The following is a 25,582-nucleotide window of genomic DNA, read 5'->3' as shown; positions in this document are numbered from 1 at the left end:
CGATGGCGATTGTTGAGGTAGAAAAAGTGATTATTGTCGAAGGGCGCTCAGATAAACGAAAAGTCGAAAGCATCATTAGTGAGCCAGTTGAAATTATATGTACAAACGGAACGCTTGGCACCGCCAAACTTGATGAATTAATCGATGCTTTGTACGATAAAGAAGTGTACATTTTAGTCGATTCCGATGAAGCGGGGGAGAAATTACGTCGTCAACTCCGTCGAGAGTTTCCGCATGCTGAGCACTTATATATTGATAAAATGTATCGTGAAGTCGCAGCAGCTCCGAAGCATCATATTGCGGTCGTGTTATTAAGTGCAAACATTGATGTACATGCCCAATATTTGTAGAAAGTTGTGTGGTTGTTGTGAAAGTCGTTTATATGTACACGCCGTTATGCGGCACATGTCAAGTGGCAAGTCGAATGGTTGATGTACTTGAGCAGTTATTGCCATCTGTTACATTTGAACGTCAAGATTTAAACTACGTGCCGGACAAAGCGGTTGAGTGGTGCATCGAAAGCGTTCCGTGTTTACTTATTTTTCAACATGATAAACTTGTACAAAAAATATATGCTTTTCATTCTGTTCCATATTTATACGAAACGTTGCGAAAGCTGGCTGAATAAAGCCAGCTTTCGACATATTTCTTGGGAAATTGACGAGGAAACGAGACATTTGTCGAGCGTTTATAGCAGGAACTACTCGCATTTATATGGAAACAATGGATATGAGAAATATGGGACGGGGGCGATTGAATGAACATGTTAGCGCCGATTTTGCCGAATGACTGTTTATATATTCAACTACAATGGGAGAGTCGAGAAGTATTATTATGCATATCGAAAGAAGGGATTCGTCGCGTAGAAGAGGTAGATGGCGAGCGAGTCATTACGATTCGTGGTTCGGCACAGGCAATTATGTCGCTATTGCAAGGGTCTTTAAAACTACAGCAACAACTGCGATTAAACGAATTGTCCGTCACAGCATCGTTTCGTCACATTTTATTGTTAGAGTCGATCTTTTTTCTTGCCAAGCCGTATGATGTTGTTCGTTGACGAACGCATTTTGTCATGTTAAAATTCAAAATATTCACAAATTATTGCGTATGGGGGAGAAACGATGAAATTTGAAACGATTGCTGTTCATGGCGGATTGCAAACGGATCCAGTAACGAAAGCACGTGCGGTGCCTATTTATCAGTCGAATGCATACTTGTTTGATAACACAGAACATGCGGCCAATTTATTTGCGCTAAAAGAAGCTGGATACATTTATACACGCATTCATAATCCGACGGTAACGGTGTTTGAAGAGCGTGTCGCTCAACTTGAAGGCGGTATTGGTGCTTTAGCGGCCGCGAGCGGCATGGCTGCTATTACGATGGCGATATTAAACGTCGCTCAAGCCGGGGATGACATCGTTTCTGCTTCGACGTTATATGGAGGAACGTACAATTTGTTTGCGAATACGTTGCCGAAATACGGCATCACGACACATTTTGTCGATCCGACCGATCCAGAAAATTTCCGCGCTGCCATTACGCCGAAAACGAAAGCCATTTTTGCCGAAACAATTGGCAACCCAAGCCTGCATGTGTTAGACATTGAGGCGGTTGCGGAAATTGCGCATGAAGCAGGTATTCCGTTGATTATTGACAACACGTTTGCAACTCCGTACCTTTGTAGGCCAATCGAGCATGGGGCAGATATCGTCGTTCATTCGGCAACGAAATGGTTGCTTGGTAACGGAACGACGTTAGGTGGTATCATTGTCGATGGTGGAAAATTTGATTGGCATTCGCCGAAGTTTCCAGCGTTTACGACGCCAGATCCAAGTTACCATAATCTCGTATACGCAGACATCGGTGCGGCGGCGTATATCGTGAAAGCACGCGTGCAGTTGTTACGTGACTTAGGACCGGCGATTAGCCCGTTCAACGCGTTTCAGTTTAATTTAGGACTGGAAACGTTACACGTCCGCATGAAAGAACATATTGCCAATACGAGAAAAATCGTCGAGTATTTGGACAACCATCCAGCAGTTAATTGGGTGTTGTATCCGGAACACGACGACCATCCAGCAAAAGAGCTAGCGAAAAAATATATGCCAAAAGGGGCAGGAGCAGTCGTTGTCTTCGGCATTCAAGGTGGCCGTGAAGCAGGGGCTACGTTAATTAACAACGTTAAGCTTTGGTCACATGTGGCAAACGTCGGCGATGCAAAAAGTTTAATTATTCATCCTGCAAGTACAACGCATCAACAGTTAAGTGAAGAAGATTTACAAGCATCCGGCGTAACGGAAGATATGATTCGTTTATCTGTTGGTATTGAAAATGTCGATGATTTAATTGAAGACTTAGAACAAGCGATTGAGTCCGCAACAGGTGTGCGCTCGCTGTATTCACGGGTGTAGCATGCCTTGTGCATATACGCAAAAAATGTTATAAAATTTTTATTGACACCGTCCTTCTTTCGATGATATACTCACCTTTGTAATTTAAAATGATCCTCAAACATATTAAAACGTTAACTGAATAAAGCGTTTAAAAGCGCTCTTATCAAGAGAGGTGGAGGGATGTGCCCGATGAAACCCGGCAACCGTCAGCGCTGCTGAAATGGTGCCAATTCACACAAAGCGTTTGCTTTGAGAGATAAGAGACAGAATGGACGATTCGCGCCTTTCTGTTCTCTTGAGCAGAAAGGCTTTTTTCATGGAAGGAAGGTGACAGCAACGTGATCACATTATCGAATGTAACAAAAGTGTATAAAGCAGCAAGTGGGAATGTAACGGCAGTCGATCATGTGAATTTGCATATCGAACAAGGAGAAATTTTTGGTATTATCGGCTATAGCGGCGCAGGGAAAAGCTCGCTCATTCGGTTATTGAACGGATTAGAAAAGCCAACGAGCGGCGAAGTCATCGTCGATGGCAAGGACATCGGAAAAATTAGTGGAAAACAATTGCGACAAGCGCGCCAACAAATCGGTATGATTTTTCAACATTTTAATTTGCTTTGGTCGCGAACCGTGCGCGAAAATATTGCTTTTCCGTTAGAAATTGCTGGCGTGCCGAAAGAAGAACGGATGAAGCGTGTCGATGAACTCATTCAGCTCGTTGGGCTAGAAGGACGAGAAAATGCATATCCGTCACAACTAAGCGGCGGGCAAAAACAACGTGTCGGCATTGCGCGCGCGTTAGCAAACAATCCGAAAGTGTTGTTGTGCGACGAGGCGACGTCAGCGCTCGACCCACAAACGACAGATTCCATCTTAGATTTGCTCGTCGACATTAATAAACGTCTCGGTTTAACGATCGTATTAATCACTCATGAAATGCACGTTATTCGTAAAATTTGTGATCGTGTAGCGGTCATGGAAAACGGAAAAATCGTTGAAATGGGTGAAGTGCTTCACGTGTTTCGTAAGCCGGAGCAGCCGATTACGAAGCGTTTTGTTCAACAAGTAACTGAGCCGGAAGAAACGAAAGAAGCGATGTTGCATCTTCTTGAGCGATATCCAAATGGAAAAGTTGTACAGCTTACATTTGTTGGCGAAGCAGCTGAGCAACCGCTCATCACGCACATCATTCGACAATTTGATTTAAACGTGAACATTTTGCAAGGGAAAATTTCGCAAACGCATCACGGTTCATACGGGGTGTTGTTCGTTCATTTAGACGGTGCCGATGAAGAAATCGAGCGAGCACTCGCTTTTATTCGCCAGCAAGAAGTTGGAGTGGAGGTGTTGGCGAATGTTCAATGAGCTATTTCCGAACGTCGTTTGGGATAAAATATGGGCGGCAACAATGGAAACGTTGTATATGACCGCCGTCTCCGTTGTCGCAACGTTTGTGCTTGGTATTTTACTCGGATTGTTACTCTTTTTAACGTCTAAGGGAAACATATGGGAAAATCGTTTTATTAACGGTGTGATCGCATCGTTCGTCAACATTTTTCGTTCTATACCGTTTATTATTTTAATTATTTTGCTTATTCCATTTACGAAACTTGTCGTTGGTACAATTCTTGGAGCGGATGCTGCGCTACCGGCACTCATTATCGGGGCCGCCCCGTTTTATGCACGCATGGTTGAAATTGCGCTTCGTGAAATTGATAAAGGTGTCATTGAAGCGGCAAAAGCGATGGGGGCAACGACAGCAACAATTATTTGGAAAGTGCTTCTCCCTGAAGCGTTGCCAGCACTTGTATCTGGTATTACAGTTACAACGATCGCGCTCGTTGGTTATACAGCGATGGCAGGAGTTGTCGGTGCTGGGGGGCTTGGAAACTTAGCGTATTTAGAAGGATTTCAACGCAACAATAACGATGTGACGTTTGTTGCGACAGTGCTCATTTTAATCATCGTCTTTATCATTCAGTTTATTGGTGACTTTGTCACTTCTAAAATAGATAAACGATAAAAGGAGGAAAAAACAAATGAAAAAATGGATCTCTTTACTTGTTGCTGCAGTTGTTGTATTAGCGCTCGCTGCTTGCGGAAAAAGCGAAAGTGCCGAAGAAAAAACGAATAAGCTTGTCGTTGGGGCATCAAACGTGCCACATGCCGAAATTTTAGAAAAAGCAAAACCGATTTTAAAAGAAAAAGGAATTGAACTAGAAATTGTGACGTTCCAAGATTACGTGTTACCAAACAAAGCATTAGCGGATAAAGAGTTAGATGCAAACTATTTCCAACACATTCCTTATTTAGAATCTCAAATGAAAGAGCATGGCTATGACTTTGTGAATGCAGGCGGTATTCATATTGAGCCGATTGGCGTATATTCAAAAAAATACAAAAGCCTTGAAGAGCTACCAAACGGTGCGAAAATCATTATGAGTAACTCTGTTGCTGATCACGGTCGTATTTTATCGATGCTTGAAGAAAAAGGGTTAATTAAGTTAAAAGATGGTGTCGATAAGACGAAAGCAACCGTTGATGATATCGTTGAAAATCCGAAAAATTTAGTGTTTGAAGCAGATATCGAAGCGGGATTGCTTCCGCAAGTATATAAAAACAACGAAGGAGACGCGGTATTAATTAACGCAAACTATGCACTAGATGCTGGTTTAGACCCAGCAAAAGATCCGATTGCGGTTGAATCGCCAGAAAACAACCCATACGTGAACATTATTGCGGTTCGTAAAGGTGACGAAAAACGTAAAGAAATTCAAACGCTCGTTGAAGTGTTGCAATCAAAAGAAATTCAAGACTTCATTTTACAAAAGTATAACGGCGCGGTCATTCCAGCGGCAAAATAAGGATGTCCATTCGGGCGTCCTTTTATATTTTCTCGAAAACGACGCATGATAAAAAGGAAGGAGGCGTGCATATGTCGATGGAACAATGTTTACACGAATATAAGCAAGGGTTAGGCACCGTTTACACAACAAATGCCTCATGTTGGACGAGCGTTTAACGCGTTTACTCGCATGCATTAAAAGGATAGGAATTCCCTATCCTTTTTTACATACGTGATAAAGTAAACAAACTTTAGAAACAAAAAAGTATCAAAATGCTTGCAATAAGGTTGCTAATAATTTTCATCTGTTATAAAATTGTAATGAGAATAAAATGAGAATTACGTTTTTTATGAACATAAGCGAAACTGGAGGTATTTTTTTATGGCAACATTAACAATTAAAGATCTTCACGTTGCAATTGACGGAAAAGAAATTTTAAAAGGGGTTAACCTTGAAATTAAAAGCGGCGAGTTCCATGCGATCATGGGACCGAATGGAACGGGAAAATCGACATTATCGGCGGCGATTATGGGCCATCCAAAATATGAAGTAACAAAAGGAAGCATTACATTAGATGGTCAAGATGTATTAGAAATGGAAGTAGATGAGCGCGCTCGTGCCGGTCTCTTTTTAGCGATGCAATATCCGAGCGAAATTAGCGGTGTAACGAATGCTGATTTCCTTCGCTCAGCGATTAACGCACGTCGTGGAGAAGGAAATGAAATTTCATTAATGAAATTCATTCGTCAATTAGACGAAAAAATGGCGTTTTTAGAAATGAATCCAGATATGGCGCATCGTTATTTAAACGAAGGATTTTCAGGCGGAGAGAAAAAGAGAAACGAAATTTTACAATTAATGATGTTACAACCGAAAATTGCAATTTTAGATGAAATTGACTCAGGTCTTGACATTGATGCATTAAAAGTTGTTGCAAAAGGCGTCAATGAAATGCGCAGCAACGACTTCGGCTGTTTAATCATTACGCACTATCAGCGTTTATTAAACTACATTACGCCAGATTACGTGCATGTTATGATGCAAGGACGCATCGTGAAATCTGGTGGTCCAGAGTTAGCACAACGTCTTGAGGCTGAAGGATACGATTGGATTAAAAAAGAGCTAGGCATTGAAGATGAAGTCGTCGAGCAAGAAGCGTAAGCGTTAGGAGGATTTGTGATGATTGAGACGAAACTACCATTCGACCAACAGTATGTGCGCTCTTTTTCTGAAGGGCGTGGAGAACCGGACTGGCTTTTAAACGTTCGCTTACAAGCTCTTGCGCAAGCGGAACAACTTCCTTTACCGAAGCCAGATAAAACGAAAATTGATCGTTGGAACTTTACACAATTTTCTACTCATCTCGTTGAAAGCGCACCGCTTTCGTCGTTAGAAGAGTTGCCAGAAGAAGTGAAAGTGCTTATTGATATCGATGAGGAACAAAAAAATGTATATGTGCAACGCGATCATACATGTGCATACGCATCGCTTGCCGATGAATTAAAAGAAAAAGGTGTCATTTTTACAGACTTAGCGACAGCTGTTCGCGAGCATAGCGAACTTGTACAAAAATATTTTATGAACGGCGTCAAAGTAAATGAGCACCGTCTTACTGCTCTTCATGCGGCGCTTGTCAACGGTGGAGTGTTCGTATATGTGCCAAAGCACGTTCAAATCGACGTTCCTTTGCAGGCGGTATATGTGCATGAAAAAGCGGAAGCGTTATTTAACCATGTCATTATCGTTGCGGATGTCGGTAGCAAAGTGACGTATGTTGAAAACTATATTTCAACATGTGAACGTTCCGAAGCGATCGTGAACATCATTGCTGAGGTGTTTGCATTAGACGATGCGCAAGTATTTTTTGGCGCTGTGGACAGTTTAGCGAAAGGGACGACGACATACGTAAACCGCCGCGGTATCACAGGTCGTCATGCACGCATTGAATGGGCGCTCGGTTTAATGAACGATGGAAATACTATTTCAGAAAACATTACGCGTTTAATCGGCGACGGTTCGTTTGGCGACACAAAAACAGTTGTTGTGAGCCGCGGTGAGCAAGTGCAAAACTTTACAACAAGCGTCATTCATTATGGAAAGCATACGGAAGGCTACATTTTAAAACATGGCGTAGTCAAAGATGAAGCAACATCTATTTTTAACGGTATTGGCAAAATTGAGCATGGGGCATCGAAATCAAATGCAGAGCAAGAGTCGCGTGTGCTTATGTTAAGCCCGAAAGCGCGTGGCGATGCAAACCCAATTTTATTAATTGATGAAGATGACGTCACAGCAGGCCATGCGGCATCGGTCGGCCGTGTCGATCCGACGCAACTATATTATTTAATGAGCCGCGGTATTTCGAAAACGGAAGCAGAGCGATTAATTATTCATGGCTTTTTAGCACCAGTCGTCAATGAAATTCCGATTGAACGTGTGAAAAAACAATTAATCGAAGTGATCGAAAGGAAAGTTAAATGATGAACGTAAAAGAACTTCGTCAACTATTTCCGATTTTAGATCAACAAGTAAACGGCAAACCGCTTGTTTATTTAGACAGTGCAGCAACGTCGCAAAAACCGCTGCCGGTCATTGAGGCGATTGACAATTATTATCGTCAATACAATTCAAACGTTCATCGTGGCGTGCATACGCTTGGGACTAAGGCAACTGACGCATATGAAGGGGCGCGCGAAAAAGTGCGCCGCTTCATCGGTGCCGCCTCAACGGAAGAAATTATTTTTACACGCGGGACGACAACAGCGATTAACTTAGTGGCGGCAAGCTATGGGCGAGCAAACGTACGTGAAGGCGATGAAATCGTTATTACGTACATGGAGCATCATAGTAATATCATCCCGTGGCAACAAGTCGCCAAACAAACAGGGGCAACGTTAAAATACATTCCGCTTCAACCAGACGGCACGATCCGGTTAGAAGATGTGGAACAAACAGTCACGCCAAACACGAAAATTGTTGCGATCATGTACGTATCGAACGTCCTAGGTACGATCAATCCTGTAAAAGAAATTGCGCAAATTGCCCATAAGAACGGTGCCGTCGTTGTTGTTGACGGGGCACAAAGCACGCCGCATATGAAAGTGAACGTACAGGAGCTAGATTGTGATTTTTATGCGTTTTCAGGCCATAAAATGTGCGGTCCGACAGGTATTGGCGTATTATACGGTAAAAAACGATTGCTTGAGCAAATGGAACCTGTTGAGTTTGGTGGGGAAATGATTGATTTTGTCGGCTTGTATGAGTCGACGTGGAAAGAGCTTCCGTGGAAATTTGAAGGCGGCACGCCAATTATCGCAGGAGCGATTGGCTTAGGAGCGGCGATTGATTTTCTTGAGCAAGTCGGGTTAGATCATATTGCTGAGCACGAACATCGTTTAGCGCAATATGCGCTTGAACAGCTTGCAACGATTGACGGATTAACGATTTACGGCCCGAAAGAACGCGCAGGGCTTGTGACATTTAATATTGACGGTGTGCATCCGCACGATGTTGCGACCGTCTTAGATGCGGAAGGTATTGCTGTTCGTGCTGGTCACCATTGTGCGCAACCACTTATGAAGTGGCTAAACGTGACGGCAACTGCACGCGCAAGCTTTTATTTGTACAACACAGAAGAGGAAATTGATGCACTCGTTTCAGCATTAAAGAAAACGAAGGAGTATTTCAGCTATGTCTTTTAATAGCCATTTAGATACGTTGTATCGACAAGTTATTATGGATCATTACAAAAATCCGAGAAATCGTGGTGTGTTAGAAGGGGAGCACGTCGATATAAACATGAACAACCCGACGTGTGGCGACCGTATTCATTTAACGTTAAAAGTAGAAGGCGGAAAAATTGTCGATGCGAAGTTTGAAGGAGAAGGTTGCTCTATTTCGATGTCCTCTGCATCGATGATGACAGAGGCGATCAAGGGAAAAACAATTGAAGAAGCGCTTAAGCTATCAACGATTTTTTCAGACATGATGCAAGGAAAAGATTATGACGACTCAATTGATTTAGGCGATATTGAAGCACTTCAAGGCGTATCAAAATTCCCTGCCCGCATTAAATGCGCTACATTAGCGTGGAAAGCGATGGAAAAAGGATTGCATGAGCAACAAGGCTAGTCATAAAAAAGGAGGCGAAAGAGATGGCGAAAAAAATGCCAGAAATCGGTGAATATAAGTATGGTTTCGCCGATAAAGATGTATCTGTCTTCCGTGCTGAGCGCGGCTTAACGCGCGAAATTGTAGAAGAAATTTCGCGAATGAAAAATGAACCAAAGTGGATGCTCGACTTCCGCTTAAAAGCGTTAGACATTTTTTACAGCATGCCGATGCCACAATGGGGCGGCGATTTATCAAGTTTAGATTTCGATGAAATTACGTATTACGTCAAACCATCGGAAAAATCCGGTCGTTCTTGGGATGAGGTGCCGGAAGAAATTAAAGCAACGTTCGATAAGCTCGGTATTCCAGAAGCAGAACAAAAATATTTAGCTGGGGTATCGGCGCAATACGAGTCGGAAGTTGTATACCATAACATGAAAGAAGATCTAGAGAAATTAGGGGTCATTTTTAAAGATACAGACTCGGCGTTAAAAGAAAATGAAGATTTATTTCGCGAGCATTGGGCGAAAGTTGTCCCACCGACAGATAATAAATTTGCAGCGCTCAACTCTGCTGTTTGGTCTGGTGGTTCATTCATTTACGTGCCAAAAGGTGTAAAAGTTGATACGCCATTGCAAGCATATTTCCGCATTAACTCGGAAAATATGGGACAATTTGAACGGACGTTAATTATCGTCGATGAAGGGGCGCATGTTCATTACGTGGAAGGCTGTACAGCGCCTGTCTATACGACAAACTCACTTCATAGCGCAGTCGTTGAAATTATCGTGAAAAAAGGCGCATATTGCCGTTATACAACGATTCAAAACTGGGCAAACAACGTCTTTAACCTCGTGACAAAGCGCGCTGTTTGCGAAGAAAATGCAACGATGGAATGGATCGATGGAAATATCGGTTCAAAATTAACGATGAAATACCCAGCTGTCATTTTAAAAGGAGAAGGCGCGCGTGGCTTGACGCTTTCGATTGCGATTGCTGGCAAAGGGCAACATCAAGATGCTGGTGCGAAAATGATTCATTTAGCGCCAAATACGTCATCAACGATCGTCTCAAAATCGATTTCGAAACAAGGTGGAAAAGTCACATATCGCGGTATCGTTCATTTCGGACGGAAAGCGGACGGTTCTCGTTCAAATATTGAGTGTGACACGCTCATTATGGATAATCAATCGACATCTGATACGATTCCATATAACGAAATTTTAAACGACAACATTTCGCTTGAGCATGAAGCAAAAGTGTCGAAAGTATCAGAAGAACAACTATTTTATTTAATGAGCCGCGGCATCTCTGAACAAGAAGCGACAGAAATGATCGTTATGGGCTTTATTGAGCCGTTTACGAGAGAATTGCCGATGGAATACGCCGTTGAAATGAACCGACTCATTAAGTTTGAAATGGAAGGTAGTATTGGATAATCCTTATAATATCAATGGTGTAGCGTTTGCTTATAGGCGCTACACCCACAATTCATTTTCTTTCGGTGTACCGCTGATACAACTCCAGTGCCCCATCCTCAATTTTCTTGGTCACATGGAGGTACGTATCAGCGGTCATTTTTATGCTGGCATGCCCTAATCGCTCGGAAACATATTTGATATTTGCCCCAGCCTCTAAAAGATGCACGGCGTGACTATGACGTAACGCATGCGGCGATAAAACAGGAAGTTCTGCCCGTTTACATACTTCTTTGAAATATTCCCTTACGACATTCGTCCGCAACCAACGTCCGTCTTGCTGGTGAAAGACGATGTTCGTTTCTGGCTTCTTGTAGCCGGGATATCTTAAATACATCTCGTTCCGATTGATGCGATGTTTTTTCAATAAACGAATGGTCACTTCATCCAGCTTAATCGTCCGCAGACTCGCCTTTGATTTTGGAGTGGAAAGATAGGGTGTCGAGTTCGTCGGACACACTAGCGTTTTGTTCACCGTGAGCGTTTTATTTTCCAAGTCAATATCATCCCAGGTCAAAGCCAACGCTTCGCCAATTCGTAATCCTGTCCGCGCTAAAAGCGTAAATAACACGTAATATTGAATCGAATGTTGATACTTCGCGTGTTTTTGCGGCTTCTTTACCTCGTTCAAAAACTTCTCCAGTTGCTCACGTGTAAAATACTTCAGCTCGTTATTTTTCTCTGTCTCCTTTGGAATAGTGGTTTTAGCGACGGGATTCTCGCGCAAAATACGAAATTCATGAACAGCATCATTCAGTGCTGAGTTCATGATGCTGTGAATTCGCCGCACTATCCCCTCGCTATATTGTTTCCCCAATTCGTTGATTCATTTTTGTACTCGACCCGATCGATTTCTTTTAGCTTGTAATTTCCCCAGCGTGGCAAAATGTTAAGTCCGACGTTTCGTTCTTGGAGCGTATACGTAATAGGCTTGACGTTTGGCTTTTTATACACCTCAAGCTCAATCGGCGCAAAAAGTCAAGGAACGTTTCGGCATTGGCGGATGATGCACGATGAAACACCACATCGCCTTGTTGAACGTCAACTGCACCAAAAATGGACACATGGTCATGGTGTCCGTAGCTTGGCACTTGTTTCTGATTTCCTACTTCTGCCCATGTCGTATGTAGCGCTTGATAGGCACGAACATGTGTCTCATCCACATTTAAAAAAATTAACTTCAAAAATAGAAGATAAAAAAATAAAAAGTTTTTGTGAAGATAATCTGTTAGGAGCTATTAATAAATGTCGAATTATTGATATGACAAGCTTTTAACACCTAACAGATGTTAAAAAAACAAACTGTTAGGGGTGCACATATCACAGGAGGCATCGATGGATGAGCTCTTGCAAGAATATAAACAAACGTTGAAACAGACAAAGAAATTACTTGAGCATGCGCCAGAACAAGACAAAACCATTATTCGTCAAATGATTGCCGACCTTGAATTTGTGATTGAATGGCTCACGACTGGACGACAACCTGGTCACAAAAGAGGCATCGAGCGTCGCGCTGCCTATCAACGCGAGAAACTTTTTGACCCATTGCTCATGCAAAAATATTTCCATTCCAACGAACCTGTCTATGAATGGGACGACCACGAAAGAGAAAGCGTCATTACAAGCTGGGATCGGGAACGCATTGGGGATGCATTATCGGTGCCCACCGAACGGGAACGAGAAGTGTATCTCATGTCACGAGGATATTGTCTAACATATGGCGAGATTGCGAATTATCTTTGTATCTCTTCGAGTAGTGTCCAAACGATGATTGAACGCGCTGAAAGAAAAATTAAAAAACGAATCAAAGAAAGCCTCTTCTGCCTTTGTGGGTGAAGAGGCTTTTTTATAATTTATTTAATTATTTTTATAATTTATTTAATTTATCGGTCGGTAGCACCAAGATGCTTCTTTAATGCTTCTTGAAGAATTTGGGAGTAGTTCACGTTATGTTCTTTCGCTAGATCATCAAGCCATTTCGGGATAGTCAACGTCTTTTTAACTGCTTTGTTTTCCATTTCATGTCTAAAAGGTGGCATCCATACTTCGACGAACACAACGACTTGGTGTTTTTCTGTTTGAATTTCCGATACTTTTGAAGGCTGAGGGATTTCTTCATTTTCCTGCTCTAATCCATACAGATGCAATGCCATCGCTTCTTTTGCCATTTGAAATGCTTCTTCTTCTGTGTCTCCGCAGGTAAAACAGCCAGGAAGATCAGGGAACTCAACAGATATCCCATCGCTACCATAATCGAAAATAGCTGGATAAATATAACGGTCTTTTTTATGCATATATGTTAACCTCCTTTAGGAGGGGCTTAAAGTAGTCCCGCCTGTTTAAGTATGCTTTTTACTGTTTTAGTGGGTAAGTCTCTCTTAGGATGAGGGATGGTCACTAATCCGGGTTTACTGGGATGTTTAAACTGATGATGACTGCCAGTCGTTCTGACTATGTACCATCCGTCTTGCTGTATCATTTTAATTAATTCTTTTGAAGAGTAACTCTTCATTTCCCTCCCTCCTCGATTTTATTATAACACGTATAATAATACGTATCAACATTTTTTCGTTATTTTGTGCTTTTTTGTCGTGTAAATGCCACTAATATGTAGAACGACGTTTTCCTCCTTTCATGAGTACCTAGCTTTTGACTAGGCACTTATTTTATGCATGAGGTGATGAGGATGTATAAGTTATGTAACCATCTATCGGATGATGAAATAAAAAACTGTAGATGAGCAATTTTCATAACAATAATTACCATGTAAAAAGAAACAAACAGGGTACCCCTTATGCCACATGGAGCTGTTTTTTCACGGTATCAATGGGAATATTTTGTTTCGCTGCACAGTAAATGAACTCCACGAGGCTATGTCCTTTTCTCTTGTGCAAGAGATCGAGCCCATCAGAAAAATCGCTGTTCGACTCGAATAGGCTGTATACGTAAGCAAGCTGCACCAAGATCCAGTAGCGTTTCACCGCCCGAACCTGACGAACACGGTACCCATCGAGCTTCAGCTGGTCTTTCGCTTGTCGAAAAAAGCATTCGATCGACCAGCGTTGGGCATAGTGGCGCAAGATGTCTTCATCGCTTAGCTCTCGGTCGGTGCTCAAGACGCAGTGAAGATGTTCCGATGTCATCGGCTGATTGGCTTTCCAAGCGAGCAGCACCACCGCATGGTCGAGACCGTTGAGCGCTCCTTCGTAACGATAGACGCGATAATGCTCTTCTCCCACCGTGACGAGGTGAGTGTCATTCGGTTCGATGGAGCGGGCCAACTGCTTCGCTTGGACGGCAACGCCGTTCGGATAGAGAATCCGGTTCGTCTTGAGCATCGCGATGACGTGGAATCCTTTTTTCAGACAAGCTTCCACGAGCGCTTTCGATGGATACCACGAATCCATCAGCACATAAACGGGACGGCGTACATCCAACGAAGAAAGCATCTCGATCGCGAGTTCCCCTTTGCTTTTCCCGCCGTCTTGTCATAGAGGCGGAAGGCAAAGGGAAACGCCTGGGTTGCAGTATGAACCATGAACCAAACAAGAGAATGGCCCCAAATCGATTTTTTCTCTGAGTGAGAGTAGTGCATGATTACTGCTGCTGGAGTAGTAATTATAGGTGGTACAGTAATAGCAGCAGGCACTTGGTTATATAACAAAGTTGTTGATTGGTTTGAAGCTAGAGCGGAAGAAAAAATAATTGATAAAGCTTTAAAAGATTTAGATGGACAGCCTAATAAGCAAAGACATATAAAAGATCCAAAACATGATTGGGATAAAATTATTAAGGGAACAATTACATGGGAAAAAGTAAGAGATATAATAGAAAAAGTTATGAAAAAAGGAACAGAAAGCAGATACGGTTCTGCATATAAAAGAGTTTTAAAAGTTGGGAAAGAAACAGTAACAGTAACATTTCAAAAGATAAATGATAGTATATGGAAAATTAGCGATGCATGGGTAAATAAGAAATAAATAGAATATTATTTGAAAGGTTATGATGTACAATGGATTTAGATAAGTTAGAGAGAATTATAAAAAATGAAAAATGGGAAGAACTTATAGGTTTTTTTGATGCTATTAATGAAGATTATTTAAAAACAGTTGAGAAATATGATCTTTTCAGAATTTCTTTTTACACTTGGTATGTTATGGCTGAATGGGGAAGATTATCACCAAAATTAGAAAAATGTTTAAACCAAGCAGAAAATATATTACTAGATGCCTTTAAAATAGCAACTGAGAAATATTCAAATGACGGAGATTATTTGTGGTTTTATGGTTATTTAATTAGTGTTTTTCCGGAACACTTTGTATCAGTATATTCTGATTATTTAAAAGCAGAAAATACAGGAAAACAAATGTTAAATGTGGCTTCACAAATGCAATATACTTTAGCAATTATTTTTAATGAAAAGTTTTCGGAAAAAGATGTTTTGGAAAGTGGGAAAAAAGACTTAGAAAACATATTTGATAAAAGTACAGAAGTATATAATTATTTTATTAAAATGATAGAACTGATAGAGTCTGAGAATAAAAAATAGAATATTTCAAATAGAAAAATATATAATGTTTCTGTTAAAGCAAAGTTATAAGCGTTCATCTTGAATTCATAGGGGGTAAAATTAAAATACTCCCTTATTTTTCTGTGAAAATTTATCACCTTTCTATCAAAACACATGTTGAGTGCGTCACATTGGTGTCAAGGGTTTAGAAATAAAGAACAGAAAAGATCCATGGGCAATGGTTTGCCCTCCACCCAGGGATGAAAATCCCCCTTTTCTTCCCATAATGAAGAATAGGCGCAAACAGTTTAACAGGACGTTATACTTAATGGTGGCTTGGACCCTGTACAGAAAAGTGTTTGAATCCACTGGGTGCACCACCCATTGTCCGCCCTTTCCTGTGACAGAGGAAAGGTGACGACGAACGGAAAACTGCCGCATGTCTCCCGTGGATTCGCCTAATGATAAAACATATGAATAGTAGAAGAAAAAAGATTATTTATAAGAAAATATGGGGAATTCATCCGAATTTAAACAAATTTTATTTTTGCATTTTGTTAAAACACTTTGTCAAGGAAGACAAGGTGTTTTTTACGTGCAAATAATAACGGGTATTCGGGTTTTATAGTGGAATTTCTTTTTGCCATACTTTATAAGTATAAAAAAATGCATAAAAAGAACTTGGTCTTTTTATTTGACTAACGGACAGTTTACTTCAATAAAAAAAGCCCATTCATTAGGGGCTTTTTTATTGAAAACTATACATTTTTGTCAACCTTAAAGGCAATTTTATATTCTTTTTGTTGTGTTTCTTTACCTAAGTGTTCTAAGTCTAAATTCTTATTTATGAATAAATAATAATTACTTCCCATTTTATAACCTTCTTTAGGAGGGAGAATTTTTATCGTTACATTATTCTCACGTTGGATTTTTACAGGGATATAGTTATTTCTATCGTCTAAAACATAGATATTATCACTATTTAGCAACGATTCATTTATTCCTTTATCAAAAACAATAACCCATTCTTTATTACGTTCAACAGTTTGATATGAATCAATATCTGTTTGTTGAATATCCTGATGAATATTTGGTGAATTAAAATAAAGATAAGTTGATAAACACACTGTAAAGATAGAGGAAAATAACAATGTTTTCTTTTTCATTAATTGCACCTCCAGTTTTTTATTATTTTATAATAAAACGAAAATTTTTACAATTCTTGAACTAAAATTTATAGATGGAATGATAAATAAATACTTTATTAACAAAATAAATTCAAACATCATTCCACCATATAATCCGAAGAGCCATAATAACTTAATCGTACTATATAACCAATCTATATACATCCAATTTAAAATTTTAACCTCTGATTCACACAGTACACCCGATGCGGCGCAACACCTCATCCGAGTGTTGTAGAACGTATTGTTCAAAACGAGTAATGGATTGGGCAATGTCGTTTTGATCCTTGTGAAAAACATTGGCAATCACCTCATCTTTCAACCACTTCCATAACCGTTCAATCGGGTTCAACTGTGGGGAATAAGGTGGCAAAAAGATGAAATGAAAAGCAGCACCTTCCTCGCCATCAAGAAAGGCTTGTACCATCTTGGCATGATGAATACGCGCATTGTCCAACACAAGCACGATGAATCGATCGGCATATTTCTCTTTCAATCGGCGCAAAAAGTCGAGGAACGTTTCGGCATTGACGGATGATGCACGATGGAAAACAACATCGCCTTGTTGAACGTCAACTGCATCAAAAATGGACACATGGTCATGGTGTCCGTAGCTTGGCACTTGTTTTTGATTTCCTACTTCTGCCCATGTCGTACGTAGCGCTTGATAAGCAAGAACATGTGTCTCATCCACATAAAACAGCGTGACATTCTTGAAGGCGAACAGTGCCTGGCACTGTTCGCCAAATACGTATCCTTCTTTCTCGCGGCGGCACGGGCACATTCTACTAAACACGCTCTCAGCTTCTTGTTCCCTTTCCTCGTTCGGCTTGATAACCGTTTCCCCGCACTCTCGTAGTTTCCTGGTGCCATGCCTGCCCACGATGCCAGATGGCTCGCTGATGCAAAGCGACTCATATCGGTTCCGATTTCCGCCAAAATTTGTTCCGCACTTTGCCGCCCGACTCCCGGAATCGTATCTAAGAGCTCCAGCGCTTCTTCAAAAGGGCGCGTTCTCTCCTCGATCTCCTGATCTAATCGCGCAATCGCTTCATCTAGGTATTCCACATGCCGCCATTGTTCGGCTAACATCATCCGTTGATGAGGGCCGATTACCCCGTGTAATGCGCGCTGGAGTTCTTCCACTTTTTGTTTCAATTTCCCTTTTGCGAGCTGAGCGATGACCATCGGATCGTTTTTCCCTTCGATCAACGCACGAATCATTTTTCGTGCCGATGCCCCATTGATATCGGAAACAACGGACGACAACTTGATGTTCGCTCCTTCCAATACTTTTTGAATCCGATTCAATTCCCGCGCTCTTTCTTCGATCAAACTGCGACGATATCGAACGAGTTCTCGCAGTTCTCGTTGGGCTCGGTCCGGAATATAACTTCCTTTCAACAATCCATGGCGAAGCAAGTTGGCGATCCACTCGGCATCCTTCATATCCGTCTTCCGTCCAGGAACCGCTTTAATATGCCGGGCATTGACGACAAGCGTTTCGATTTGTTCGAGTTCGAGCAAATTGTACAACGGTTTCCAGTACACGCTTGTCGATTCCATCGCCACGTGCGTCACCCCTTTTTCTTTCAACCAGTTCACAAACTCCAGCAATTCATCGGTCATGGTACCGAATGTTCGTATTTCTTTTCCTTCAGGGGTGATGGTACAAGCGATAATGGATTTTTTATGCACGTCTACTCCACAACAACGTTCATATAATACCTTCATCGCTTTCCCTCCCTGCTTCATTTCATCTTCAGCTGGTGCAGTAGCCTATGACGAAGCATTCTATCCTGCGTGCTTCCCAACTCGGGAGCGACATTCCGTGGTGCACCAGGCTACTGGGGTCCGTCTATCTTTCGGACTCTTGCGTACCATAGATTCATCGACCTCATGACCCCAGCTGCAAGGAGATATTTCGACAATATTCGTTTTCATCCTTCCGATGGTGCCGAATTTTTTCGGCATGGGGGTCTATCCTGAAAACACCATTTAAGACAAAAAAACGGAACCTGCCTAGCCTTCGGAATTTGATTCCAAAGGGGGGTATTTCAGTATATATATGGTTAATAAGTGCTATGCACTCGTTTTTTCCAGTTTCACTTCGTACCCTAACGCCTCTAATCGTTTCACCGTTTGACGCACGATGCGCGCTTCTCGCTGCCGATCCCAGTAGTCGGCTCCCAACTCTTTATACGGTTCCTTTCGAGTAAGATGTAATAGATCATTTCTAAAATCGTTCTCCCGACCGCGACACTCGCTCGATTTGCTCCTCTTCGTTTGGCGATCCGATGATACTTGGCCGATAGGTACGTGTTCTTCGTTCGGGCGGCGGCACGGGCGCATTCCACGAGGCACGACCTTAGCTTCTTGTTCCCTTTCCTCGTTCGACCTGACAACCGTTTCCCTGCACTCTCATGATTCCCGGGAGCCATTCCGGCCCATGAGGCCAAGTGCGCGGCGGTAGGGAACCGGCTCATGTCCGTCCCGATTTCCGCTGCAATTTGTTCCGCGCTTTGCCGCCCCACTCCCGGGATCGTATCGATGAGCTCCAGCGCTTCATGAAAAGGGCTCGTTCGTTCCTCGATTTCTCGATCCAACCGGGCAATCGCTTCATCTAAATACTCCGCATGACGCCATTGCTCGGCCAGCATCATGCGTTGATGCGGCCCTATCACTCCTTTCAACGCGCGCCGGAGCTCTTCCGTTTTTTGTTTCAGCCGCCCTTTGGCGAGCTGGGCGAGGGCCGCCGGATCGTCTTTTCCTTCGATAAGGGCGCGAATGATGAGCCGGGCCGACATCCCGTTGATGTCGGATACGACCGAAGAAAGCTTGATATTGGCTCCTTCCAGCACTGTTTGGATGCGGTTGAGCTCCCGTGCCAGTTCCTCGATCAAACTGCGCCGATAACGGACCAGTTCTCGGAGCTCCCGCTGAGCTCGATGAGGGATGTAACTCCCTTTTAGCAATCCATGGCGAAGCAAGTCCGCGATCCATTCAGCATCTTTGACATCGGTCTTTCGCCCGGGAACCGCTTTGATGTGTTGGGCATTGACGACAAGCACTTCGATCGGCTCTGCTTCGAGGAGATTATACACCGGCTTCCAATATACGCCCGTCGACTCCATGGCAACGTGCGTCACCTTTTTTTCTTTCAGCCAATCCACCAACTCCTCGAGATCGTCGGTCAGCGTACCAAACGTGCGAATCTCTTTTCCTTCAGGGGTAAGGGCGCAAGCCGTAATCGATTGCTTATGCACGTCCAATCCGCAACAGCGTTCATACAAGACGCGCATCGGTCTCCCTCCCTGCTTCGTTCTCAAAAACAGCTGGTGCAGTAGCCTTTGTTCAAGCATTCTATCCTGCGTGCTTCCCTCAAGGGAGCGACATTCCGTAGTGCACCAGACTACTGGGGTCCGTCTATATATCGGACTTTTACGTACCATAGATACAACGACCTCATGACCCCAGCTGCAAGGAGACCATTCGACAGAAGGTTGTTTTCATCCTTCCGATGGTGACGAAATTTTTTTGTCATGGGGGTCTATATAGTAAATTAAAAGAAAGCTATAGCTATTTATTTGAACATTCGAAATTGGTTGATTATGAGAACAAATACGTTGATTTAGAATCCCATTTTATGACCTATATAAAGAATATTTCCTAAGATTTACAATTAGATATTTTATGCGCTATAATACGAAGTAAAGTTAGAAAAATAGATGTTTAGATTAATTAGGATCATCATAAACCACGTACACATCCCAACCTTCGAAAAAATAGGTATTTCAAAGTATGAAAGAATGAGTTGTTTGTTAAATATATTTAAGAATAGATGAGGGGTGGTTTTATGTTAAGAAAAAGCTGGGAGTTTTTTATTTTGTTTAACAAAGAAGTTTTTTATAACAAAATCGCATTACTTTGGACACTTGTTATTCCTTTGTTTTTCATGGTATTTAACCATCTTTCTTGGTTGACTAATCCTCCAAACTTCCAATCATTTAAAAATAATATTTTTTTATATTGGGGTTTTATGATTTTAACTACCGCAATATACGGTGTAGGGATTTCTATTCTAATGCTTCGAGATAATGGTTTTCTGAAGATGTTTAAATTTATTGCTCGTAATAAACTACCAATTATATTAGGAAAGATTGGGTCACAATGGTTTTTTGTCACTATCAATCTTGTTATTTTTACTGCTGCAAGCGCTCTACTGTTTCACCAACCTGTATTTTCTGTATTAAGCATTGCAATCATAGTAGCTATTATAGTACCACTACCTATTTTCTTTCTTTTTCTATGGATAAGTTCTTTGCCGTATCGTCAGGAAACTATTTCGCCGATATTTACTATTTTGATGTCTTCTCTTATATATTTTGCAAATGTTGAGGTGAATCATAAAAGCTTATTAGTATTAAATCCTGCTAGTTTTATACTAAATGTATCTAAACTTATTTCAGATGCAGTTTCTAATCATGTTTGGGATATAACATTATCGTATACATTAGTAGTGATCATGGGTGTTTATATTTTAATAGGAGTCTTTTCTTATAAAATAATAGATATTACACCTAAAGCAGGTCGAATATAAATAAAAAGGAGAGAGAAGAAAATATGAAAATAAATTCTCTAACTCATTACTATAAAGGTCGTTCATCCCCTGTTTTAAACCAATTATGTATTGAATTTGATCCAAATAAATTAAATGTAATTGTAGGATTAAACGGAGCCGGAAAGACGACATTATTAGATATTATAAGTGGTGTTATACCTTCTGCACAGTTTCATAGTCCATTTGCAGAAGAGGATGTTGTATATCAAATGCAAGGTGTTCCTCTTCCATCGATTATGAAAGGTAAGGACATTGTTCGCCTAATTCTTAAGTGCGATACACCTTTTTCTTTTTCGAAAAGTTTAAAGACATTTATTGAATCCTTAACGCCAAGAGAAAAAGAACTATTGAATAGATTATGGGGTGTAAGAATAGGAGATATGTCTGTTGGAGAAAGAAGATGGCTTATTATCAAATCAGTTTGTCAACTTGAACGAAAACTGTATATTTTTGATGAACCTACTGCTGGTATTGATCCTGACACTAGAAATTACGTACTTAGTAGTATTAACCGTTTGGTCAAAAAAGGTAAGTTGGTTATTATGTCTACTCATATTCTCCATGAACTAGAGTTTATTGATTGTAAAATACATTTTTTACATAAAGGTAGGATTCTATATGAAGGAGACTACGTGTCTTTTTTAAGAAAACATAATACCGAGAATCCAGATATTGCTTTTCAAATGTTTATACAGGAGCAAGGGGGAGAATTAAATGAGGAAACTATGTTTGTATAATAGTCTTCGTCTACTAATTGACAAAATCCCCTACGCTAAATCGGTTTCTATTGGAGGAAACATGAAACAAAAGAGACGAATGGAATAGCTCATTTCATTGAACATTTGTTGTTTAAAAACCAACTTAATTTTTCTAATATGTGATGCTAGTATATTTTTATGGACACATCTTAGTTAAGTTTTTGAATATTTGACTAAAATGCTAATGAAAGGATGTGTCCCTATGGGTAACCAAAATATTGGTATAAAATTCAATGAAGACTTCAAAAAAATGGTGGTAGATCTTTACGGTACTGGAAGGAAAGTTAAGGACTTAAGCAGCGAATATGGCGTATCTGAAGTAACGATTTACAAATGGATCAAAAGATATTCTCCAGTAATATTGTGGTTTATGATTTTGTTTGATTAAGAAAAATCGAAAAACCCTGATAAATCAACGTTTGTAAGGTTTTATTTTCTCATGCAACAAGCAAAAATAATCAAGTTTGAAATGGAAGGTAGTATTGGGTAATAAACGAGCTGATGATCTGCGTGATGCAGGTCATCGGCTTTTTTTGTATGTTATGGTAAGATAAAATGTAGGTGATGAAGATGATTTATGTCGGATTAACAGGTTGGGGCGATCATGATAGTTTATATCCGTCTCGACTTGCGTCAAAAGATAAGCTACAAGCGTATGCCGCTTATTTTCCAACGGTTGAGGTTGATGCGTATTTTTATGCGATTCAACCGCGCCAGAACGTTGAAAAATGGATGGCGGAAACGCCTGCGTCATTCCAATTTGTCGTGAAAGCGTATCAAGGAATGACAGGGCATCAACGTGGTGACATTCCATATGCAAACAAAGACGAGATGTTTACTGCATTTTTACAATCGATTGAGCCATTTCAACAAGGAAATAAGCTTGCGATGGTGTTATTTCAATTTCCACCTTGGTTCGATTGTAAAAAAGAACATGTTTACTATTTGCGTTGGTGCCGGGAGCGAATGGGGAATGTTCCTGTGGCACTTGAATTTCGTCATCAATCGTGGTTTTCCCCTCCGTTTTACGAAAAGACGTTGCGTTTTATGGAAGAAGAGCGCTGGATCCATAGCATTTGCGATGAACCGCAAGCGGGGGAAGGATCGGTACCGACTGTTTTGCATCCAACAGATCCAAATAAAACGCTCATTCGTCTACACGGACGCAACGTAGCTGGCTGGAATAAACGGGATGATGAAAATTGGCGCGCTGTTCGTTATTTATATCGATATAACGAGCAAGAGTTACAAGAGTGGGTACAGCATATTCGCATGTTACAAACGAAATGTGAACACATTTACGTCTTATTTAACAATAACTCGGGTGGAGATGCCGCTGATAATGCAAAACAGTTTTTGCAGTTGTTAGGTATTGAGTATACGAACTTAGCGCCACGACAATTAGATTTGTTTTCATAATGGGGGATGAAAATGGAATACATACTTCTTTTAGTGGTCGGTTTTTTAGCAGGAACGATCGGCAGTCTTGTCGGTTTAGGGGGAGGGATCATTATCGTTCCCGCGCTTCTTTTTTTAAGCACCGCACATGTATTGCCAGCCATTTCACCACAAATGGCGGTTGGTACATCGCTTGTCGTCATTATTTTTAATGGATTGTCGTCGACTTTAACATATATGAAGCATAAAATGGTGGACTATAAAAGCGGCTTGTTTTTTTTCATCGGTAGTGGACCAGGGGCAATGCTTGGTGCATGGGTAAATCAACATGTGCATATGCAACATTTTTCGCTTTATTTCGGATTATTTTTAATTGCTGTTTCATTTTTGCTTATGTTTCAATCGCGTTTTTCACCGCGTGCAACACGAACGTTTCCTATTATGCGCACATATGTCACGAACGAAGGAGAGGAAGTGACATATGGCTATAATCCGTTCATCGCTACGCTCATTGCGTTTATTGTTGGCTTTGTCGGCGGGTTTTTTGGCATTGGTGGCGGTTCGCTCATGGTGCCTGCGATGATGTTATTGTTTTTGTTTCCTCCCCACGTAGCCGTTGCTACATCGATGTTTATCGTTTTTTTATCATCCATTGTTAGTTCACTAACTCATGTGTTTATAGGAAATGTTGCATGGGCGTTTGCGCTTTCGCTTATTCCGGGCGTATGGGTCGGTGCAAAATGTGGCGCATGGCTTAATCGGAGACTAAAAGGAAAAACAGTTGTGACGCTATTGCGGATCGTACTCATTTTACTTGGGGTTCGTTTAATCGTGCAAGGACTTGGCTGGTAAAGGGAAAGGTGTGTTGCAAACATTGAAAGAGACGATACATATTTATCATACAAACGATGTGCATAGCCATTTTGAACATTGGCCAAAAGTAGTGCATTATTTACGAAAAAAAAGAAGCGAGCATAAAAAACAAAATGAACATATGGTTTTGCTCGATATTGGTGACTTTATTGATCGATTTCATCCATTGACAGAAGCGTCGGATGGAAAAGCTAATATCACCCTTTTAAACGATGCAGCATACGATGCGGTCACAATTGGAAATAATGAAGGAATTACACTGAGTCATAAACAGCTCGATACGTTATATGCACATGCTAAATTCCCTGTGATTGTTGCGAACGTTTTTTATGAAAACGGAGAGCGCCCACATTGGATGAAGCCGTATGTTATCATGACGTTCGGGTGTGTTCGCGTGGCGTTCATTGGGGTGACCGTTCCGTTTCAGACGTTTTATGAGCTGCTTGGATGGCGTGTTGCGGATCCATTTGAGACGGTCGCTCAGCTTGTGGAAGAGCTTTCGGAAAAAGTGGATGCGATCGTTTTATTATCTCACTTAGGCGTAAATGATGACGAAAAAATGGCAGAAATGTTCCCACAATTGACAGCGATTTTAGGTGGTCATACCCATCATGTATTTGAGCAAGGAAAATGGGTGAATGAAACGTTGCTCTGTGGAGCGGGGAAATTCGGTCATTATGTTGGGCATGTCACGTTGACGATCGATCAAAAAAGTCGAAAAGTAGATATGAAGGCGCATGTACAACATACGGAAGCGTTAGAATATGAATGCGAAGAAACAAAACAAAAATTAAATGATATGATTGCACAATCTGCTCGTGCGTTGGCTCAGCCGATTGTACAATTGCCAGAGACGCTACATATTGATTGGTTTGCCCCGTCTCCATTGGCAACCATTCTTGCGCAAGCGTTAAATGAATGGTGTGAGGGCGATGTAGCGATGGTGAATGCCGGGGTGCTACTGTCTTCTCTCGAAAAAGGTGTTGTGACGAAAGGAGACATTCACCGCATTTGTCCACATCCGATTAATCCATGCAAAGTATATTTGCGAGGGAGCGAGTTAAAAGAAGTCATTTTACAAGCGGAAACTGAACAAATGAAACAGTTACGTCTGAAAGGATTTGGATTTCGTGGAGAAGTAATGGGACAAATGGTGTATGACCGCATTACTGTTGAAAAAGAACAACTGATAGATGGTCAAGCACATGTGCGCCGCATTTTTATTCATGATCAGCCAATCGATGAGCAAAAAACGTATGCGGTGGCGACAATTGATATGTTTACGTTCGGACATTTATATCCAGAAATATATCGGGCGAAAAAACAATATTATATGCCAGAAATGTTGCGTGATGTGCTTGCGTGGAAGCTAAAAAACATGTATCAATCGTAGGCACCCT

General features: G+C 41.3%; 27 protein-coding genes, 4 pseudogenes and 1 riboswitch. Of the genes and pseudogenes, 21 read left to right on the top strand and 10 right to left on the bottom strand.

All coding sequences use genetic code 11. The features are described 5' to 3' along the window. Positions 1–2: 2 nt before the first annotated feature. From NSQ23_RS13630 to sufB, 12 genes are all read left to right on the top strand, one after another. Positions 3–350, top strand: a complete 348-nt coding sequence (locus tag NSQ23_RS13630; protein ID WP_004892434.1) for a toprim domain-containing protein — start codon at positions 3–5, stop codon at positions 348–350. A gap of 8 nt (positions 351–358) precedes the next feature. After that, positions 359–628: a thioredoxin family protein gene (locus NSQ23_RS13625; RefSeq protein WP_339171382.1), complete on the top strand. Its 270-nt coding sequence runs from the start codon at positions 359–361 to the stop codon at positions 626–628. A 129-nt stretch (positions 629–757) separates the two neighbouring features. Continuing rightward, complete coding sequence (locus NSQ23_RS13620) at positions 758–1,057, top strand: hypothetical protein (RefSeq protein WP_035020823.1); 300 nt, start codon at positions 758–760, stop codon at positions 1,055–1,057. Positions 1,058–1,121: 64 nt separating this feature from the next. After that, on the top strand, positions 1,122–2,414 hold the full coding sequence (locus tag NSQ23_RS13615) for an O-acetylhomoserine aminocarboxypropyltransferase/cysteine synthase family protein (protein ID WP_339171379.1): 1,293 nt from the start codon (positions 1,122–1,124) through the stop codon (positions 2,412–2,414). A 139-nt stretch (positions 2,415–2,553) separates the two neighbouring features. Next, positions 2,554–2,659: riboswitch (SAM riboswitch) on the top strand. 75 nt (positions 2,660–2,734) lie between these two features. Then, on the top strand, positions 2,735–3,763 hold the full coding sequence (locus NSQ23_RS13610) for a methionine ABC transporter ATP-binding protein (protein WP_339171375.1): 1,029 nt from the start codon (positions 2,735–2,737) through the stop codon (positions 3,761–3,763). After that, positions 3,753–4,421 carry a methionine ABC transporter permease gene (locus NSQ23_RS13605; protein ID WP_192948497.1) on the top strand — a complete coding sequence of 223 codons (669 nt, stop codon included), beginning with the start codon at positions 3,753–3,755 and terminating at the stop codon, positions 4,419–4,421. Before NSQ23_RS13610 ends, NSQ23_RS13605 begins: the two co-directional genes overlap by 11 nt. A gap of 16 nt (positions 4,422–4,437) precedes the next feature. Next, on the top strand, positions 4,438–5,262 hold the full coding sequence (locus tag NSQ23_RS13600) for a MetQ/NlpA family ABC transporter substrate-binding protein (protein WP_339171371.1): 825 nt from the start codon (positions 4,438–4,440) through the stop codon (positions 5,260–5,262). Between the two features lie 363 nt (positions 5,263–5,625). Continuing rightward, entirely contained in the window at positions 5,626–6,405 is a 780-nt protein-coding gene (sufC, locus tag NSQ23_RS13595) for a Fe-S cluster assembly ATPase SufC (protein ID WP_192948495.1), read from the top strand. Between the two features lie 15 nt (positions 6,406–6,420). Then, positions 6,421–7,725 carry a Fe-S cluster assembly protein SufD gene (gene sufD / locus NSQ23_RS13590; protein ID WP_339171368.1) on the top strand — a complete coding sequence of 435 codons (1,305 nt, stop codon included), beginning with the start codon at positions 6,421–6,423 and terminating at the stop codon, positions 7,723–7,725. Next, on the top strand, positions 7,725–8,945 hold the full coding sequence (locus tag NSQ23_RS13585; RefSeq protein ID WP_339171366.1) for a cysteine desulfurase: 1,221 nt from the start codon (positions 7,725–7,727) through the stop codon (positions 8,943–8,945). Before sufD ends, NSQ23_RS13585 begins: the two co-directional genes overlap by 1 nt. After that, entirely contained in the window at positions 8,935–9,375 is a 441-nt protein-coding gene (gene sufU / locus NSQ23_RS13580) for a Fe-S cluster assembly sulfur transfer protein SufU (RefSeq protein ID WP_055441462.1), read from the top strand. The genes NSQ23_RS13585 and sufU overlap by 11 nt, the downstream gene beginning before the upstream one ends. A gap of 23 nt (positions 9,376–9,398) precedes the next feature. Next, positions 9,399–10,796: a Fe-S cluster assembly protein SufB gene (gene sufB / locus NSQ23_RS13575; protein ID WP_006322751.1), complete on the top strand. Its 1,398-nt coding sequence runs from the start codon at positions 9,399–9,401 to the stop codon at positions 10,794–10,796. A 52-nt stretch (positions 10,797–10,848) separates the two neighbouring features. Here sufB and NSQ23_RS13570 read toward each other — a convergent pair whose 3' ends face one another. From NSQ23_RS13570 to NSQ23_RS13560, 3 genes and pseudogenes are all read right to left on the bottom strand, one after another. Then, on the bottom strand, positions 10,849–11,625 hold the full coding sequence (locus NSQ23_RS13570) for a site-specific integrase (RefSeq protein ID WP_339171361.1): 777 nt from the start codon (positions 11,623–11,625) through the stop codon (positions 10,849–10,851). Beyond that, positions 11,625–11,735: pseudogene (locus NSQ23_RS13565) on the bottom strand (hypothetical protein); the annotation flags it as partial. The pseudogene NSQ23_RS13565 and the gene NSQ23_RS13570, both read right to left, overlap by 1 nt. Then, positions 11,693–11,998: a transposase gene (locus NSQ23_RS13560; protein WP_339171358.1), complete on the bottom strand. Its 306-nt coding sequence runs from the start codon at positions 11,996–11,998 to the stop codon at positions 11,693–11,695. The gene NSQ23_RS13560 and the pseudogene NSQ23_RS13565, both read right to left, overlap by 43 nt. Before the next feature lie 172 nt (positions 11,999–12,170). Between NSQ23_RS13560 and NSQ23_RS13555 the strand changes: the two genes are divergently transcribed. Further along, complete coding sequence (locus NSQ23_RS13555; protein WP_339171355.1) at positions 12,171–12,671, top strand: sigma factor-like helix-turn-helix DNA-binding protein; 501 nt, start codon at positions 12,171–12,173, stop codon at positions 12,669–12,671. Positions 12,672–12,718: 47 nt separating this feature from the next. Here NSQ23_RS13555 and NSQ23_RS13550 read toward each other — a convergent pair whose 3' ends face one another. The 3 genes and pseudogenes from NSQ23_RS13550 to NSQ23_RS13540 form a co-directional block, all read right to left on the bottom strand. Further along, on the bottom strand, positions 12,719–13,129 hold the full coding sequence (locus NSQ23_RS13550) for a type II toxin-antitoxin system HicB family antitoxin (protein WP_121678196.1): 411 nt from the start codon (positions 13,127–13,129) through the stop codon (positions 12,719–12,721). Between the two features lie 26 nt (positions 13,130–13,155). Continuing rightward, entirely contained in the window at positions 13,156–13,347 is a 192-nt protein-coding gene (locus NSQ23_RS13545; RefSeq protein WP_339171351.1) for a type II toxin-antitoxin system HicA family toxin, read from the bottom strand. A 280-nt stretch (positions 13,348–13,627) separates the two neighbouring features. Then, positions 13,628–14,427 (bottom strand): annotated as a pseudogene (locus NSQ23_RS13540) (IS701-like element ISBsm1 family transposase); the annotation flags it as partial. 1 nt (position 14,428) lies between these two features. Between NSQ23_RS13540 and NSQ23_RS13535 the strand changes: the two are divergent. Further along, entirely contained in the window at positions 14,429–14,815 is a 387-nt protein-coding gene (locus NSQ23_RS13535) for a polymorphic toxin type 35 domain-containing protein (protein ID WP_196762689.1), read from the top strand. A gap of 32 nt (positions 14,816–14,847) precedes the next feature. Beyond that, entirely contained in the window at positions 14,848–15,384 is a 537-nt protein-coding gene (locus NSQ23_RS13530; RefSeq protein ID WP_003515960.1) for a hypothetical protein, read from the top strand. Between the two features lie 719 nt (positions 15,385–16,103). Here the strand turns inward: NSQ23_RS13530 and NSQ23_RS13525 are convergent. The 4 genes and pseudogenes from NSQ23_RS13525 to NSQ23_RS13510 all read right to left on the bottom strand — a co-directional run bounded on the left by NSQ23_RS13525 (position 16,104) and on the right by NSQ23_RS13510 (position 19,834). Beyond that, positions 16,104–16,511 carry a hypothetical protein gene (locus tag NSQ23_RS13525; protein WP_064221227.1) on the bottom strand — a complete coding sequence of 136 codons (408 nt, stop codon included), beginning with the start codon at positions 16,509–16,511 and terminating at the stop codon, positions 16,104–16,106. 211 nt (positions 16,512–16,722) lie between these two features. Continuing rightward, positions 16,723–17,226, bottom strand: a complete 504-nt coding sequence (locus tag NSQ23_RS13520; RefSeq protein ID WP_339171333.1) for an IS630 family transposase — start codon at positions 17,224–17,226, stop codon at positions 16,723–16,725. Further along, positions 17,169–18,266 carry an IS110 family transposase gene (locus tag NSQ23_RS13515; protein WP_339171330.1) on the bottom strand — a complete coding sequence of 366 codons (1,098 nt, stop codon included), beginning with the start codon at positions 18,264–18,266 and terminating at the stop codon, positions 17,169–17,171. Before NSQ23_RS13515 ends, NSQ23_RS13520 begins: the two co-directional genes overlap by 58 nt. A 348-nt stretch (positions 18,267–18,614) precedes the next feature. Continuing rightward, positions 18,615–19,834, bottom strand: a pseudogene (locus NSQ23_RS13510) (IS110 family transposase). A 554-nt stretch (positions 19,835–20,388) separates the two neighbouring features. Between NSQ23_RS13510 and NSQ23_RS13505 the strand changes: the two are divergent. The 6 genes and pseudogenes from NSQ23_RS13505 (at position 20,389) to NSQ23_RS13480 (ending at position 25,575) form a co-directional block, all read left to right on the top strand. Beyond that, positions 20,389–21,132 (top strand): hypothetical protein, encoded by a 744-nt coding sequence (locus tag NSQ23_RS13505; RefSeq protein ID WP_339171327.1) that lies wholly within the window; start codon positions 20,389–20,391, stop codon positions 21,130–21,132. 23 nt (positions 21,133–21,155) lie between these two features. Then, entirely contained in the window at positions 21,156–21,890 is a 735-nt protein-coding gene (locus tag NSQ23_RS13500) for an AAA family ATPase (protein WP_064221413.1), read from the top strand. A gap of 223 nt (positions 21,891–22,113) precedes the next feature. Continuing rightward, a pseudogene (locus NSQ23_RS13495) lies at positions 22,114–22,269 on the top strand (transposase); the annotation flags it as partial. A 212-nt stretch (positions 22,270–22,481) separates the two neighbouring features. After that, positions 22,482–23,330, top strand: a complete 849-nt coding sequence (locus tag NSQ23_RS13490; RefSeq protein ID WP_339174425.1) for a DUF72 domain-containing protein — start codon at positions 22,482–22,484, stop codon at positions 23,328–23,330. Between the two features lie 12 nt (positions 23,331–23,342). After that, positions 23,343–24,161 (top strand): sulfite exporter TauE/SafE family protein, encoded by an 819-nt coding sequence (locus tag NSQ23_RS13485; RefSeq protein WP_339171323.1) that lies wholly within the window; start codon positions 23,343–23,345, stop codon positions 24,159–24,161. A gap of 22 nt (positions 24,162–24,183) precedes the next feature. Continuing rightward, entirely contained in the window at positions 24,184–25,575 is a 1,392-nt protein-coding gene (locus tag NSQ23_RS13480; protein WP_035019272.1) for a bifunctional UDP-sugar hydrolase/5'-nucleotidase, read from the top strand. Positions 25,576–25,582: the final 7 nt, after the last annotated feature.

Origin of the sequence: Anoxybacillus sp. FSL W8-1294, from assembly GCF_037965005.1 — a bacterium.
In the GTDB taxonomy this organism is placed as follows: Bacteria; Bacillota; Bacilli; order Bacillales; family Anoxybacillaceae; genus Anoxybacillus; species Anoxybacillus flavithermus_G.
Note: the sequence above shows the minus strand (reverse complement) of the source record. Positions and strands in the feature narration are given on the sequence as shown.